This window comes from Arcobacter vandammei (genome assembly GCF_016106035.1).
Classification (GTDB): domain Bacteria; phylum Campylobacterota; class Campylobacteria; order Campylobacterales; family Arcobacteraceae; genus Aliarcobacter; species Aliarcobacter vandammei.
Window position 1 is genome coordinate 1 of the sequence record NZ_JADKPZ010000001.1, and the last position, 15,351, is coordinate 15,351.

The following is a 15,351-nucleotide window of genomic DNA, read 5'->3' on the forward strand; positions in this document are numbered from 1 at the left end:
TGATACTGTTGATTTATCTACACTTATAATTGCAAATACTTCATCACCTTGATTTCCTGGATTATTTGGATCCTCTGGGTTTCCTGGTGTTCCTGGTTCATCTGTGATTGTACTTGTTGCTGTATCTTGTGTTCCAACTTTTATATTCTCAAACGATGTTACATCTTTATCTAAGTCTGTGATTTTTACTACTAAATCTTCACTTCCTTCTGCAAACACATCATCTACTGTATTTACTGTAAATTCTGTACTACTATTTCCACCTGTTATTGTTACACTTGTTGGTCTTCCTGTTGTATCCGTATCATTTGCAGCATCTCCACTCCAAGCTAGTTTTACTTCTATCTCTTTTCCAGCTGGTACTTTTACAGGGTTATTATTTTTATCTACTAATGTTACTGTATATACTAAATCTCCACCTTCTGATACTGTTGATTTATCTACACTTATAATTGCAAATACTTCATCACCTTGATTTCCTGGATTATTTGGATCCTCTGGGTTTCCTGGTGTTCCTGGTTCATCTGTGATTGTTGTATTTACTGGTGTTGTATCTACTGTTGATTTCTCAAACTGATCTAAGTTACTTACAGTTTTAATAGCTATATCAAACTCTTCAGTTCCTTCAGCATATACATCATCTACAGTTTTTACAACTACAGGTACTTCACTACTTCCTTTTGGAATTACTACACTTACAGTCTCAACTATATCATCACCAGAAGCTGATTTATATGTATATGTAAACTCTACAGTTATAGGTTCTCTTGCAACTACTGGGTTTCCTTTATCATCTGTTAAAGTTACTTTATATGTTGCATCTTCACCTTCTGTTACATTAGTATTTACACCTACTAATTTAACATTTACATTCTCTTTAACTCCTGGCTCTTCAGGGTCTGTTGGATCTGTTGGAGTATCTTTATCATCATCAAGAATAGTTGATTCTATCTCTCTATCTCTTACTGTTAAATGTTCAAACTGATCTGCTCCAACTACTGTTGTTAAATCTTTATTTAATGTTACATTTAAAGTTTCTGTTTGTTCTGCATATACATCATCTACAGTATCTACTTTAAATGTTGTTTCACTACTTCCTTTTGGAACTGTTACTGTTTTTACTTCTACTATATCACTTCCATCTGCTGTTACATATTTATATACTACTTCAAATGTAATATCTTTATCAGCTTTTACTGCTCTTCCATAATCATCTGTTAATGTTACTTTATATTCAAAGCTATCACCCTCATATACTGTTGTTGTTACACCTATAATATCTACATTTACATTATCTCTTGTATTTGGAACACTTGGATCTTTTGGTTCATTTGGATCTGTTGGATCTACAGGGTTTGTTGGATCTACTGGTTGTGTAGGATCTACTGGTTCTGTTGGTACATATGGTTTATCTTCATCAGTTATTGTTGTATTTACTGGTGTTTTATCAAGAGTTATCTCATCTGTAGAGTTTGTAGTAATCTCATCTATAGAAATTTCAAACTCTTCTGTTCCTTCATTATAAACATCATCTACTATTTCTATTTCAAACTCAATACCTGTTTCACCTTTTGGGATTGTAACACTCTTAACTTCTACTATATCATCACCAGAAGCTGTTTTATATGTATACTTAAAAGTTACTGTTATATCTTCTGAAGCAATAATAGAATTACCATTTTCATCATATAAACCAACTTTATAGATAGCTTTATCCCCTTCAAGAACATCAACAACTTTTAAACCTTCTAATCTAATAATATATCTTGGAGCTTCTATTTCTTCAGCTGGTGTATCTCCAGTCTCAACAGGTAAAGAAGATATTTCTCTTGATAGATTTTCCCAAATTGCTGTTTCTTGAAGACCAAATAAAGAGTCATTTATAGAATCTGAAGAACCTACTTTAATACCACTTGTTCTCGCAGTTCCCTCTCCACCAGCAGCAGCAGCTTCAAGAGTTTCAACCAAAGAAGCAAAGTCATTAACTAAAGCTAAGCTATTAGGCTTATTAGAAATTAGAGCTTCTAAATTATCAATAATCTCACTACCATTAAATACTTTGTTATTTACAACACTATCAATATTTTGTTCATTTAAATCTTTATTTACTACAACTAATGTAGGATTTGACATACCATCTTTATTTGCATTTAAAAGTGGGACTATTCCATTTAAACTTACATTTACAGTTTTCCCATCAACTTTAAAAGTAAAAGCTACAGATTTTTGATTATCTGTAAACTTCATAGTATAACTTGAGAATCCATTTGAGAAAATGAATTGTTGCCCTTTTTTAGCACTAATGCTAAAGTCTTTATTTAGTTCAACTACCTTGCTTGAACCGTTTGCTTCTCTAATCGTCAATTTCATAATAAGCTCCTTGAAACATTTTTAGATTTATATGCTTGTATTATAGATTAAAAAAGTCTCTAAAAAGTTTTTTTATGAAGAAATTTAGAAATTTGTAAAAAGATAATTGAAAAATTCAATTATCTTTCATGAAGTGAGTCTTGTTTTACTTTTAAAATAGGTTTTAGTATAAAGTCCATTATAGTTTTTTTACCAGTTACTATATCAACTGTTGCAACCATTCCAGGAATAATTGGAAGTTTTTTACCTCTTCTTTCAAGGTAATTTTTATCTGTTTTTACCAAAACTCTATAGTAACTTTTACCCTCTTTTGAATCTTTATCAACTATGGAATCGGCTGAAATTTCTATAATATGCCCTTCTAATCCACCATAAATTGAAAAGTCATAAGCTGTAATTTTAATTATTGCTTTTTGACTTGGATTTATAAATGCAATATCTTTAGGGTCTATTTTTGCTTCAACAACCAAAGCATCACTTAAAGGAACAATTTCAACTAAATCAACTCCAGGTTGAACAACTCCCCCTATTGTATTGAAATTCAACTGCTTTACAATTCCATCAACAGGAGAAGTAATTGTTGTTTTATCTACTTTATCTCTATCTCCTACAAGTTTAGCTTCAAATCGATTTATTTGACTAACTGTTTTTTGTAACTCATTTGAAGCTTCACTTCTAAAAGTATTCAACTTTTCTTGGATTTTATTTCTTGCTTCTTGAATCGCATAATTTGATCTTGTAATAGATAAATTTGCAGTATTTAAATCACCACTTGTTTGGTTATATTCTTTTTCCATATCAAGTAAATCAATATTTGATTTAATTTTTCTCTCAACTAATTGTTTAATTGTCTTTTTTTGCTCATCAATAAATCTTAAATTATCTCTTAATTTCTTAATTGTACTCTCAATTTCTCTTAGTTCTTGAACTTTTTGACTCTCTTGAGTAGCTAAAACACTAATAGAAGATTTCAACTCTCTATATCTATTTTCATAAAGCATTTTTTCATTTAAATCATATCTTGAGCTATCTTCAAGTACTTTATCATCAAATTTTAATTCTTGTAAAGGAGCATTTATATCAACAACTGCTTCTTTTTCTAATCGTGATTTAAGTGCCAAAAGAGAAAGATATTCTTGACGGCTCTCTTCTAATGTTGCTTGAAATCTTGTAGTATCAATTTTCATCAAAGGAGCATCAAACTTTACAGTATCTCCTTCTCTTACAAATATTTCAGAAATAATACCTCCATCAAGGGATTGAACAGTTTGTATTTTATCAGTTGGTATAACTTTTCCAGCACCTCTTGCTAACTCATCAATTTCAGCTAAAGTTGCCCACAGTAAGAAAACAGAAAAAACACCTACAACTATAGTAAATATAATTTTACTAACTAAACTAGACTCTTCATTCGCATGAGAATAATTTGTGTAAATAAAATCCAAATCCTCTTTTTCATTATACTTATCATCGCCTAAGCCATAAATAGCTTTTATATTATTTTTAAATTTATTAAAGATTGTATCTTTTTTCTTTTTTATAGGCTTTTGAGTAGGCTTTATTTTATTTGCAACAATTAGATGTTCATTCGCTTCTACTATATCAATATTTGTAGTTACAATATTTTGTTTTTCTAAATTTTCCATATCAATCAACTTTTACAGTAAATACTTCATCTTTTGGTCCATCAACAATAATAGACCCATTTTCAATAATAATAACTCTATCAACAAGCTGTAGGAGTGAAGTTTTATGTGTTACAACAATTAAAGTTTTATCAGAAACAATATTTTGAAGCCTATTTATAAATGCCTTTTCTGTTTGTCTATCCATAGAGTTTGTTGGCTCATCTAAAATAATAATTCCAGGATCTGAAATTAAAGCTCTAGCTAGTGTAATAGATTGTCTTTCTCCACCAGATAATCCATCTCCTCTCTCTCCAACAAGTAAATCATATCCAGCTTCATGTTTTCCCAAAAATTCATCAAGACCTGCAATTTTTGAAACTCTTAAAATCTCTTCATCTGAAACATATTGCTCACCAATAGTAAGATTATCTTTAACTGTTCCCATAAATAAAAATGGCTCTTGTGGAACACTACCCATAGCATGTCTTAAATCAACAGGGTCTATTTGTCTAGTATCAAGACCATCAATCAAAACTGAACCTTTTGTTGGTTCATATAAATTCATTATTAATTTAAGTAAAGTAGATTTACCTGAACCAATTTTCCCTAAAATTGCAACTTTTTCACCCTGTTTTATCTTTAAATTAATATTTTTTAAAGTCTGATGATTTTGCTCTTTATATGAAAATTGAACATCTTTTAGCTCAATATCTCCTCTTAAATGTGGTCTGCTTATATATAATTTATCCTCTTTTTCAACAGGCATTTTCATAACTTCATCAATATTATTTAAAGATAGCATTACTCTATCAAATCTTATAATCATACTAACAAGTTGTGCTATTGGTGCAATTACCCTTCCATTTAAAATCATAGAAGCAATAATAGCTCCCATAGTAATTTCACCCTCTTTTGCCAAATAAACACCAGCTGCAACAATTGCAATATTTGAGAATTGTGATAAAAAAGCTGTAAAATAAGTAACTGATTGAGATAAAAAATGGCTTTTATCTGAGTAATGTGTAGTTTTATTTACAGAATTTACCCAATGTGTCTTCATTCTATTTTGAGCTTTTACACTTTTTATGATTTCCAAACCTGTAACAGCTTCGATTAAAGTTGTTTGCTTTATTTGGTCTTCTTTTACACTTTTCTCAATAATCTCTTTTAATGGCTTTTGAAAATACCAAGATAAAAGTATAGAAATAACAGCTGTTCCTATAGAGATATAAGCTAATGGACCACCAATAAAGAATATAACTGCAATAAATATAAATACAAATGGTAAATCAACAATTGTTGCAATTGTTGCACTTGTAAAAAATTCTCTAACACTTTCAAAAGATTGAATTCTACTTACAAATTGTCCTGTACTAGCTGGTTTTGCATCTAATCTAATATTTAGAAGGTGGTTAAATATATTATTTGACATAACAGTATCAGCTCTTTTTGCTGCAATTCCAAGAAAATAAGACCTTAAAACTTTTAGAAGTAAGTCAAATATCATAACTATAGAGATTCCTATAAATAATGCCCATAAAGTCTCAATTGCATTATTAGGTAAAACTCTATCATATACATTCATAGTAAATAGTGGTGTAGCTAAAATAAAGAGATTTATAAATAAAGATACAACTATCACTTGTTTATAAATATCTCTGTTTCTTTTTAAAGTTCCCCAAAACCACTCTTTTGGGTTCTCAACTTTTACCTCTTTTTCAATTCTATTATTAAAGTTATATTCAGGTTTTATAATAATTACTTCACCTGTATATTCTGATTCAAGTTTTTCAACCGTAATTTCTGTTTCACCACTACTTAAACCAGGAATTATTACCTGAGCTGTTCCATTTTTTAAATCATAATTCAACAAAACACAAGCTCTATTTTTATTTAAAATTAAAACAGATGGTAAGGCAAGTTTTGTAATATCTTTTAATTTTTCTCTATTTACAGTTCTTGTAGAAAATCCTATTCGTGAAGAGGCTTGATGAAACATAGCAATATTCATCGAAGTATTATGTATTGGTAATCCATAAGTTAGAGATTCAGCTGAAGTCTCTCTATTGTGGTATTTAGAAAGAAAAAGTAGACAACCTAAAAGGTCATCTACTTTTCTTCTATCTTTTAAGTTTCCAAGTGTTTCGTTCTCTAATTGGCTAGAGTATTTATTTTCCAATTATTCCCTCTAAATTATTTATGATATTTGTCATAAAGTTTTTGGTGTTTAGATACATTATCAACATAAGGTTTTTGAGCTTTTACAGAAGCTGGTAAATTATCCATTGCAATATTTGCATCTTTTACTGATTTAAATATACCATATATAACCTTAGCACTTGCCATTTCAGGACCGAATGGGTATGTATATGTAGAGTTCGAATCTAAACCACTACTTCTTACAAATCCATTAGCGGCATCAATACCTTCTGTTGTAGTAATATTGATCGTATAATATCCAGCTGGTGCTTCTTGAAAGCTTGCAAATTTTTCACTCTTAGCTGTTTGCTTAACTGGTGCTACAGGTGTAGGTGAATGATGCATTGGTTTTTCTACTACATTTTCTTGTTGAACTGGGGTATCTCCTAAAAGAGCTCTTAATTCATCATTTGCTGTAATAGTATTTTGTGGCTCACCAGTTAAATTATTTAAAGCAACACCATTTGAACAACCATCATTAGCTGGAGATAAAACCGTATCTGTTAAAATTGAAAGTGATGATAAAATATCATAATAGTTTCTATATAACTCATACTCTCTATTAATCAAGCTTTTTTTAGCTTCATAAAGAACTGTTTGAGCATCTAGTATATCTACAAATGTTCTAGTTCCAGATTCAAATTCACTTTTATAAACTTCAACAATATTTTCATTTGAAACTACATAATTTTTAAGAATATTAATTCTATCTTTATTTTTTTGGTATCTCTCAAAATTTACTTTAATCTCTTCAACTACTTTATTTGTAATTGCATCTAATCTTTGCTTTTGTTCTGCTAAAAATAGAGTTTCTTGCTCACTTACAGCTTTATCAGCTCCACCATTAAATAGATTCCAAGCTAAGTTTATTCTTCCAAAAGCTTGATTTTCTCTACCATTTTCATTTAAAGATAAATCATTATCAGTTAAAGCCTTTAATTCTAAACTAAAATTTGGTAAGAATTTTGAATCAGCTTGAGCAATTTTTTCTCTTTGAGCTTTTATTTTTTCAATTTGTTCTTTTATCTCATAGTTATTTAAAACTGCTTTTTCTACTAAATCTTGAAGATTATTTGGAATATTCGTTAAATCCATTTTTGGTCTACACTCATTACCTGCTGGTTCTTCTCCAACAAATCTTTTAAAAGTTGCAATTCTTGAATGCTTTAAATCTTGCTCTTCAATATATTTCTCTTTCATGAAGTTAAGTTTTCCCTCAGTTTCATAAGTCTCTAAGATTTCTCCACTTATAGACTCTTTCTCTTTAGCAATTCTAAGGTTGTCTTCATTTGTTTGAATCATAGATTTTGTAAGATTTAGCATCTCGTCATATTGAACTAATCCTGTATAAGCATTAACTGTTTCATATACGATATTTTGAATGTTATTATTTGATCTATATGTATTTGATAAATCATTGTGTTTTGCTTCTCTTATTTGAGCAGGAGTCAAATCACCATCATAAAGCATTTGATTAATAGCTATCCCTAAATTATAACCATCTTCTTGTTCTGAACCATTTTTATTAATTGTTTGGTCTTTATATTTTTTGTCAGAGTTACTTTTTTCTAATCTTCCATCTATATCTAATCTAGGAAGATATTTAGCTTCTCTTTCATCAATATACTTTTTAAATGCCTCTTGATTCTTTTTCTCTGCAATAATCTCTGGATTATTGTTAAGTACTTTCTCTACATTATCTTTTAAACTTGCAGCTTGTATGCTAACACTTGCAAATAAAGATAGACAAATAACTTTTAAAGCTTTATGTTTCATTTTGTCTCCATTCTAATTTTTTATGAAATAATATTTATCGTTATAATAATAACTTTCAACTTAACTTTTGGTTAATTTTATCTTACTTATTCTTAAATATTATTAATTTATACTAAGCTTTATTATTATATTATAATCAAAATATTTACAAAGAGGATATTTTGATTAACAATAACTACACAAAAATACTAAGTAATTTAAATATATTATATATAGAAGATGAGATAAAAATAAGAGAAAATGTAAAAGAAACTTTAAAACTTTTTTGCGAAAATATTTTTGATGTATCAAATATTGAAGAAGCAAAATCTATTTTAGAAAAACATAGAGTTGATATTATTATTTCAGATATAAACTTACCTGATATAAATGGTATAGAATTTATAAAAGAGTTCAGAAAAATAGACAAAAAAATCCCAATTATTATTCTAAGTGCTTATACAGATAGAGATTTCCTACTAGAAGCTACAAAATTAAAACTAGCTGATTATCTTACAAAACCTATTGATTTTAAATCTTTACATTCTGCTCTTTATAAATGTGTTGATGATATTTTAGAAAATTCAAGATATATAATCTCTTTTAAAAATGGTATAGAGTTTAATGTTTTACATAAAAAACTTTTTTGTAAAGAAAAAAATGAAGAAGTACCTTTAACTTCAAAAGAGTTAGTTTTACTTGAATATTTAATAAATAACTCAAATAGAGTTTTATCTATTGATGAATTAAAAAATTATATTTGGGAAGATGAGCTAGAAGCAACTGAATCTGCATTTAAAAATTTATTAAATAAACTTAGAAATAAAATAGGGAAAGAGTCTATTTTAAATATTTCTGGTGTTGGTTATAGACTAGAATATTAAAATTATTTGCTGTTTTGTTACAAATATAAACAATAAAATTTTACTTATGAAGAGCCAAAAAATAATTATATTCTTTTAGTTATTTTTATAATACAATATTTGTATCTTATTTTAAGGGTTTATAATGTCTGTAAAAACTAGGTTGTGGTTATTATCATCTGTTTTACTTTTTGGTATGTTAATTATTGGATATATTGGATTTAATAGTGCAAAAACTTGGTCTAATGATATAGAAGAAGTTGCCCAACAAAGAGTTCCAATTTTATTATCTTTAGCTGATTTAGACAAAGAGAGAATGGATATTCGTTCTATTGTTCATGAGTTTAACACAGTTTATTACACTAACAATACTAAAGAAAATCTTCAAAAAGTACAAAAATCAAAACTTGATACTTGGAGTAGAATTCAAAAGCAGTGGGATTTCTTTAAAAGTACACCAAGAAAAACTGAAGCTGGACAAAAAGCTTTTGCTGGTTTAGAAGAAGCATTTAACGACTGGAAAAATATTCATATAACTTTGGATAATCTAATAGCAAAAACGATAGAAGCCTCAGATAATAAAGAGATTCAAGCAACTTATGCAAAACTTTATAACACAAATATTGCAAATTTAGTTGTAATTTCAGAGAAATTCTCAAAACTTCTATTGGAACAAAGAGAAAGAACATTTAATTTTTCTAAAAATATGATAGAAAATTCAGTTTCTAGTGCTAATAACTCTATTGTTACTATAGTTGTAGTATTTCTTGTAATAGCTATTTTAGGTTTAGTTTTTGTATTTATTACTATAAATTTCATTACTAATTCTTTAGAAAAAATAAAATCTGGAACACTTAGTTTCTTTGATTTCTTAAATCACAAAACAACTTCTAGTTCGTATATTGATATAACTTCTAAAGATGAGTTTGGTGAAATTGCAAATGTAGTAAATACAAATATAAAAAATTCAAGTGATGGAATAAAAAAAGATAATGAATTTTTAGAAGATGTAGAAAGATTTGTAAAAGAGCTTTCAAATGGAAATATGCTTGCAAAAATAGAAAAAACAAGTGATACTCCAAATCTAATAGCTCTTAAAGGACTATTAGATCACCTTCAAGATTATCTTGAGCATACAATAGCAAGAGATGTAAATAAACTTTTAAGTGTAATTGAAAGCTTCAAACAACACGATTTTACAGCAAGATTTCCAAGTCCTTATGCAAAAGTAGCTGTCGCTATGAATGAGTTAGGTGATGAGATTAGTGATTTATTAAAACAATCATTAAATGTTGGTCTTGTTTTACAATCTAGCTCTAATGAGCTTCTTGAAAATGTTGATATTTTAAATAAAAGTTCAAATAGTGCTGCTGCTTCACTTGAAGAGACAGCTGCCGCTCTTGAAGAGATTACAAGCACAGTTATTAGTAATGCAAATAATGTAGCACAAATGTCAAATTTATCAAGTCAAGTTTCTAATTCAGCAAAAAAAGGTCAAGAGTTAGCAAATCATACAACAACTGCTATGGATGAGATAAATAATCAAGTAAATAGAATAAATGAAGCAATTGCTGTAATTGATCAAATTGCATTCCAAACAAATATTTTATCTTTAAATGCCGCTGTTGAAGCAGCAACAGCTGGAGAAGCTGGAAAAGGATTTGCCGTTGTTGCAGGAGAGGTTAGAAATCTAGCAAGTAGAAGTGCTGAAGCTGCTAAAGAGATTAAAAATCTAGTAGAGTATGCAACACAAAAAGCAAATGAAGGTAAAAATATCAGTTTTGAAATGATTGAAGGATATACAGAACTTCTTGAAAATATAAATAAACAAGCAGAAACTATAAATGAAATAGCAAATGCTTCTAAAGAACAACAAGCTGGAATTACTCAAATAAATGATGCAGTAACAGGACTTGACCAACAAACTCAACAAAATGCTAATATTGCTGCAAATACTAAAGAGATTGCAGTAAAAGCAAATGATATAGCTTACAAAGTTGTTGAAGATGCAAATAAAAATGAATTTATTGGGAAACAAGAACTTCAAAATGAATTTAAAAATAGTGCAAAACCTGTAAAAAAAGATGCAACAGTTAGTGTAGCAAATACTAAAACTGAATCAAAAGTTATTAAACCAGCAACAAAAGAGATAAAATCATCTTCAAATGATGATGAGTGGGAAGCTTTTTAAAATAGAGCTTTCTGCTCTATTTTGGTAAAAAACTTGAAACAAGAATTTTTATATCTAATAGAAAAAGAGAATTTAGAAGATAAAAATACTCTTTTTGAAATTTACAAAAATAACAAAACAAACTACTATGTAAGCTTAGATTTTTCACAAGAGTTTTATATTCTTCTTGCAAAAACTGGATTTATTTCTACATCTATTTTTATTGAAAATGAGTTTTATTTGCTACCTGAAATACAATTTGAGTATGCAATTTTAGACTTCTCTAATCTTCATATAAGCAAAAAGGTAAAAAAACTTTTAAATCAAAAAAACTATCAATTTTTTATAAATAAAGATATAGAAAAAGTTTTAGAAAAACTTGAACTATATCATAAAGAAAATTGGCTTTGTGGAAAATATAAAGATTTAATTTTAGATTTATATAAAAATCCAAAAGATGATTTTGAGATTTTTTGTGTAGAACTTTATGATGATAATAATATTATAGTTGCAGGTGAAATAGGCTATAAAATAGCTAAAACTTATACTTCGTTGAGTGGTTTTTCAAGTAAAGAAAAAATTTACAACAACTGGGGAAAACTACAACTTGTATTACTAGCACTTTATTTAGAAGAAAACAGTTTCTCTTTTTGGAATTTAGGTCACCCTTATATGCAATATAAATTTGATTTAGGAGCAAAACTATATAGTAGAGATGAATTTTTAAAAAGGTGGTTACCGCTTAGCTTTAGTAATTTATAGATACATAAAAACTAAACTCAAACTCATCATCTAAATCTATAAAATCTGGTTTATCATATATTGCAAAAGATGGTTTTGTAGTGGTTTCATATTCACTTTTTGGTAACCACTCATGATAAACCCACTGGATAAAAGGCAATAAATCCTCATTTTTTACCTTTAAATCAAATTTTGCATAAACCCCACCAGCTATATTGAATTTTGGGATTCTATCGCTTTTTATACTTTTATCATCATCAACAATAATACAAGCGATATATTGACAATCATCAAGTGGTGTAATTGTAGGATTATCGTGAAAAAGTGCAGCTCTTTTATATGATTTTATATTATTTGTTAAAACCCAAGTTTGAAGCTTTTGCCAAGTTTCTTCTATATTTTGATTATAACCCCTATTTCTTAAGTAGTAACTCTCAATGTCTTTTGTTTTTACTATTGTTGGAGTGATATTTTCAAAACTGGCTTTTGATTTCATCGCAAATTTTGACTGCTTTATAATCTCATTTGAATACTCTTTATATCCACCATTTTTCCACTCTTTTGGACTCATTCCAAATCTCTCTTTAAAAATTTTTATAAAAGATGATTGAGATGAGTAACCGCAAGAGTTTACAATACTTGAAATTGTTGAGTACTTATTTGTTAAAAGTAAGTTTGAAGCTTTTTGTAGCCTTATTGATTTTATACTTTCATATATGTTTCTACCAAAAATCTCTTTAAAAATCCTATGCATATGAAATTTACTTACTCCTAAATCCATACTAAGTTCTTCTATATCTATGTTTATTTCAATATGGGTATAAATATAGTACATAATATCATTTGCTATTTTTGTTCGTTTTTCTAAAGTCTCTTTTTTCATAAGATAATTTTATCAAATTTTAGATAAAATTAGCACTAAACAACAATTTATAAAGCACCAAAAAGGAAGAAGAAAATATAAAATTTTCCTAAAATACGGTACTTTAAAACAAGTGTTAATAAATACTTAAAGGAGAAATGTGGAAGCCTTATTACAAGCAATATTCAGCTTTTTTATAATTATGGGGGTAGTTTCAACTATTCTATTAGTTATTGGATTTTTGCTAAAAGCAAAAGGTGTTACTTTTGTTGAATTTTTTCCAAAAAAACCAGAGCCTGCAACATCTCAAGTTATCTATAATAATGTTATTTCTCAAGCACCAGCAAATCCTTATGGAATTGATGCTAGAAAAGTAGCTGCAATTATGGCTGCAATTGAGCATCATACGAAAGCAAAGGCATAGTTTATGGCAAAAAAATATATTGATATTATGGATACTACTTTCAGAGATGGATTTCAATCTGTTTTTGGAGGAAGAGTTTTAATGAATGATTTCTTTCCAGCTGTTGAAGCTGCGAAAGATGCAGGAATTAGACATTTTGAATTTGGTGGAGGAGCTAGATTTCAAAGTCTATTTTTCTACTTAAATGAAAATGCTTTTGACATGATGGATAAATTTAGAGCAATCGTTGGTCCTGATGCAAATCTACAAACATTAGCTCGAGGTATTAATACTGTTATGCTTGATACTGGTAGTCGTGAATTAATTGATTTACATGCAAAACTTTTTGCAAAACATGGAACAACTACTATTAGAAATTTTGATGCACTAAATGATGTTCAAAATTTAGAGTATTCAGCGCAATGTATTAAAAATCATGGATTAAAACATGAAGCAGTTGTTACTTTAATGGATTTACCACCAAATTGTACAGGTGCCCATGATGTACCTTTTTATGAAAAAACTTTAAGAAAAATTCTTGATAGTGGTTTACCATTTGATTCTATTTGCTTTAAAGATGCAAGTGGTACAAGTAGCCCAAATAAAGTTTTTGAAACAATTAAAATGGCAAGAAAACTTTTAGGAGATTCAACTCATATAAGACTTCATACCCATGAAACAGCTGGTGTTTCTGTTGCTTGTTATTTAGCAGCACTTGAAGCTGGAGCTGATGGTATAGATTTAGCAGCAAGTCCAGTTAGTGGTGGAACATCTCAACCAGATATTCTTACAATGCTACATGCTACAAAAGGTATGAACTACGATTTAGGTGGATTAGAAATAGATAAAATCTTAAAATATGAAGAGGTTTTAGCTGATTGTTTAAAAGATTACTTCTTACCACCAGAAGCGACTCAAGTATCGCCACTTATTCCATTCTCACCAATGCCAGGAGGTGCTTTAACAGCAAATACACAAATGATGAGAGATAACGGAACTTTAAATAAATTCCCAGAAGTGATAAAAGCTATGCAAGAAGTTGTAGTAAAAGGTGGATTTGGAACATCTGTAACTCCTGTTAGCCAGTTTTATTGGCAACAAGCTTATGCAAATGTTATGTTTGGTCCTTGGAAACAAATCGCTCCAGGTTATGGAAGAATGGTATTAGGATACTTTGGAAAAACTCCAGTTCCTGCTGATGATGAAATAATCAAACTAGCAAGTGAAAAACTAAAACTAGAACCTACAACTTTAAACCCACTAGATATTGCAGATGCAGACCCTAAAAAAAGAGTAGATGTTTGGAAACAAAGACTAGAAATTGAAGGAATAGAAGCAACTGAAGAGAATATCTTTATAGCTGCTGCTTGTGATGAGAAAGGTATTGCATTTTTAAAAGGTGAAGCACCTTTAAATGTAAGAAAAAATTGTACAAATGAAGTAAAAGAGACAAAACAAAAAGGAGAAAATAAAATGGCAAATGGAAATTATACAGTAGTAGTAGATGGTCAAAGATTTAATGTATCGGTTTTTGAAGGAGATGTTCAAAATATTCAAGTAGCACAACCTGTTGTTCAAGCACCAGTTCAAGCTGCAGCTCCTGTTCAAGCAGCTCCAGTAGCACCTGCAAAACCAGTTTATAATGGTACAGAAGTTCCAGCAGCTGTAAATGGAAATGTATGGAAAATTCTTGTAAAAGAGGGCGATAGAGTTGAAAAAGATCAACAAATTATGATTTTAGAAGCTATGAAAATGGAAATAGATATTGTTGCACCAGTTTCTGGAACAGTAAGTAAAATCCTAACTGAGCCTACAAAAGCGGTTGAAGAAGGACAAGTTTTAGCTGTTATCTCTTAAATAATATTAGATAGAGTTTTCTCTATCTAATAATCTACATTAAAATCTTTAATTAATCTTATTATTATAAAATACTCAACAAAAAATAAAAAAGAGTTATTATGTTAAAAATCTTACAAATAGTTTTAATGATATTTATTATTCTTAGCTTCAATGCCTGTTTTACATCAGCTCATATAAGTAGTGGAGGAAGTGTTGGAATGAGTGTTGGTGGAAAAGTTTTTTAAATAATCTTTTATAACTAATAATTTAGTGGTACTCCCAGTACGATTCGAACGTACGGCCTACGCCTTAGAAGGGCGTTGCTCTATCCAGCTGAGCTATGGAAGCATAGTTTAAGAGAAATAAAAAAGCCTTATATAAAAAGTAATCTTCTTATATAAGGCTTTATGGAGCGGGAGACGAGACTCGAACTCGCGACAGTCTGCTTGGAAGGCAGAAGCTCTAGCCAACTGAGCTACTCCCGCTTAAATAAATGGTGCGGATGATAGGATACTGAAATC

General features: G+C 29.0%; 10 protein-coding genes, 2 tRNA genes and 1 pseudogene. 6 read left to right on the top strand and 7 right to left on the bottom strand.

The genetic code is table 11. The annotated features are described in order from the left end of the window. From IQC44_RS00005 to IQC44_RS00020, 4 genes and pseudogenes are all read right to left on the bottom strand, one after another. Window positions 1-2,370, bottom strand: a pseudogene (locus IQC44_RS00005) (hypothetical protein); the annotation flags it as partial. 119 nt (window positions 2,371-2,489) lie between these two features. Then, window positions 2,490-4,016 carry an HlyD family type I secretion periplasmic adaptor subunit gene (locus tag IQC44_RS00010; RefSeq protein ID WP_198304146.1) on the bottom strand — a complete coding sequence of 509 codons (1,527 nt, stop codon included), beginning with the start codon at window positions 4,014-4,016 and terminating at the stop codon, window positions 2,490-2,492. Window position 4,017: 1 nt separating this feature from the next. Beyond that, entirely contained in the window at window positions 4,018-6,177 is a 2,160-nt protein-coding gene (locus IQC44_RS00015; protein WP_198304147.1) for a type I secretion system permease/ATPase, read from the bottom strand. Window positions 6,178-6,191: 14 nt separating this feature from the next. Further along, a complete protein-coding gene (locus tag IQC44_RS00020) occupies window positions 6,192-7,973 on the bottom strand; it encodes a TolC family protein (RefSeq protein ID WP_198304148.1) in 1,782 nt (593 codons plus the stop codon). Between the two features lie 161 nt (window positions 7,974-8,134). Here IQC44_RS00020 and IQC44_RS00025 point away from each other — a divergent pair, with 161 nt between their 5' ends. From IQC44_RS00025 to IQC44_RS00035, 3 genes are all read left to right on the top strand, one after another. Further along, window positions 8,135-8,836: a response regulator transcription factor gene (locus tag IQC44_RS00025; RefSeq protein WP_198304149.1), complete on the top strand. Its 702-nt coding sequence runs from the start codon at window positions 8,135-8,137 to the stop codon at window positions 8,834-8,836. Between the two features lie 124 nt (window positions 8,837-8,960). Then, window positions 8,961-11,006 (top strand): HAMP domain-containing methyl-accepting chemotaxis protein, encoded by a 2,046-nt coding sequence (locus tag IQC44_RS00030; RefSeq protein ID WP_198304150.1) that lies wholly within the window; start codon window positions 8,961-8,963, stop codon window positions 11,004-11,006. A 33-nt stretch (window positions 11,007-11,039) separates the two neighbouring features. Next, window positions 11,040-11,747 carry a GNAT family protein gene (locus tag IQC44_RS00035; RefSeq protein ID WP_198304151.1) on the top strand — a complete coding sequence of 236 codons (708 nt, stop codon included), beginning with the start codon at window positions 11,040-11,042 and terminating at the stop codon, window positions 11,745-11,747. Here the strand turns inward: IQC44_RS00035 and IQC44_RS00040 are convergent. Then, window positions 11,734-12,609, bottom strand: coding sequence for an AraC family transcriptional regulator (locus IQC44_RS00040; RefSeq protein WP_198304152.1), 876 nt, complete (start codon window positions 12,607-12,609; stop codon window positions 11,734-11,736). The genes IQC44_RS00035 and IQC44_RS00040 overlap by 14 nt on opposite strands. Before the next feature lie 139 nt (window positions 12,610-12,748). On the opposite strand from IQC44_RS00040, the gene IQC44_RS00045 reads away from it, so the two are divergent. The 3 genes from IQC44_RS00045 (at window position 12,749) to IQC44_RS11615 (ending at window position 15,075) form a co-directional block, all read left to right on the top strand. Next, on the top strand, window positions 12,749-13,012 hold the full coding sequence (locus IQC44_RS00045; RefSeq protein WP_198304153.1) for an OadG family transporter subunit: 264 nt from the start codon (window positions 12,749-12,751) through the stop codon (window positions 13,010-13,012). Window positions 13,013-13,015: 3 nt separating this feature from the next. Further along, on the top strand, window positions 13,016-14,848 hold the full coding sequence (locus IQC44_RS00050; RefSeq protein ID WP_198304154.1) for a biotin/lipoyl-containing protein: 1,833 nt from the start codon (window positions 13,016-13,018) through the stop codon (window positions 14,846-14,848). A 101-nt stretch (window positions 14,849-14,949) separates the two neighbouring features. Further along, window positions 14,950-15,075, top strand: a complete 126-nt coding sequence (locus tag IQC44_RS11615) for a hypothetical protein (RefSeq protein ID WP_257120151.1) — start codon at window positions 14,950-14,952, stop codon at window positions 15,073-15,075. Between the two features lie 26 nt (window positions 15,076-15,101). Here IQC44_RS11615 and IQC44_RS00055 read toward each other — a convergent pair. Both IQC44_RS00055 and IQC44_RS00060 read right to left on the bottom strand, forming a co-directional pair. Beyond that, a tRNA-Arg gene (locus tag IQC44_RS00055) sits at window positions 15,102-15,178 on the bottom strand. Window positions 15,179-15,238: 60 nt separating this feature from the next. Beyond that, a tRNA-Gly gene (locus tag IQC44_RS00060) sits at window positions 15,239-15,315 on the bottom strand. Between the last annotated feature and the right edge of the window lie 36 nt (window positions 15,316-15,351).

Bases quoted from the DNA above. Each gene is read 5' to 3' on its own strand.
- IQC44_RS00010 (WP_198304146.1), bottom strand. From the start codon at position 4,016: ATGGAAAATTTAGAAAAACAAAATATTGTAACTACAAATATTGATATA.
- IQC44_RS00020 (WP_198304148.1), bottom strand. From the start codon at position 7,973: ATGAAACATAAAGCTTTAAAAGTTATTTGTCTATCTTTATTTGCAAGT.
- IQC44_RS00030 (WP_198304150.1), top strand. From the start codon at position 8,961: ATGTCTGTAAAAACTAGGTTGTGGTTATTATCATCTGTTTTACTTTTT.
- IQC44_RS00040 (WP_198304152.1), bottom strand. From the start codon at position 12,609: ATGAAAAAAGAGACTTTAGAAAAACGAACAAAAATAGCAAATGATATT.
- IQC44_RS00050 (WP_198304154.1), top strand. From the start codon at position 13,016: ATGGCAAAAAAATATATTGATATTATGGATACTACTTTCAGAGATGGA.
- IQC44_RS11615 (WP_257120151.1), top strand. From the start codon at position 14,950: ATGTTAAAAATCTTACAAATAGTTTTAATGATATTTATTATTCTTAGC.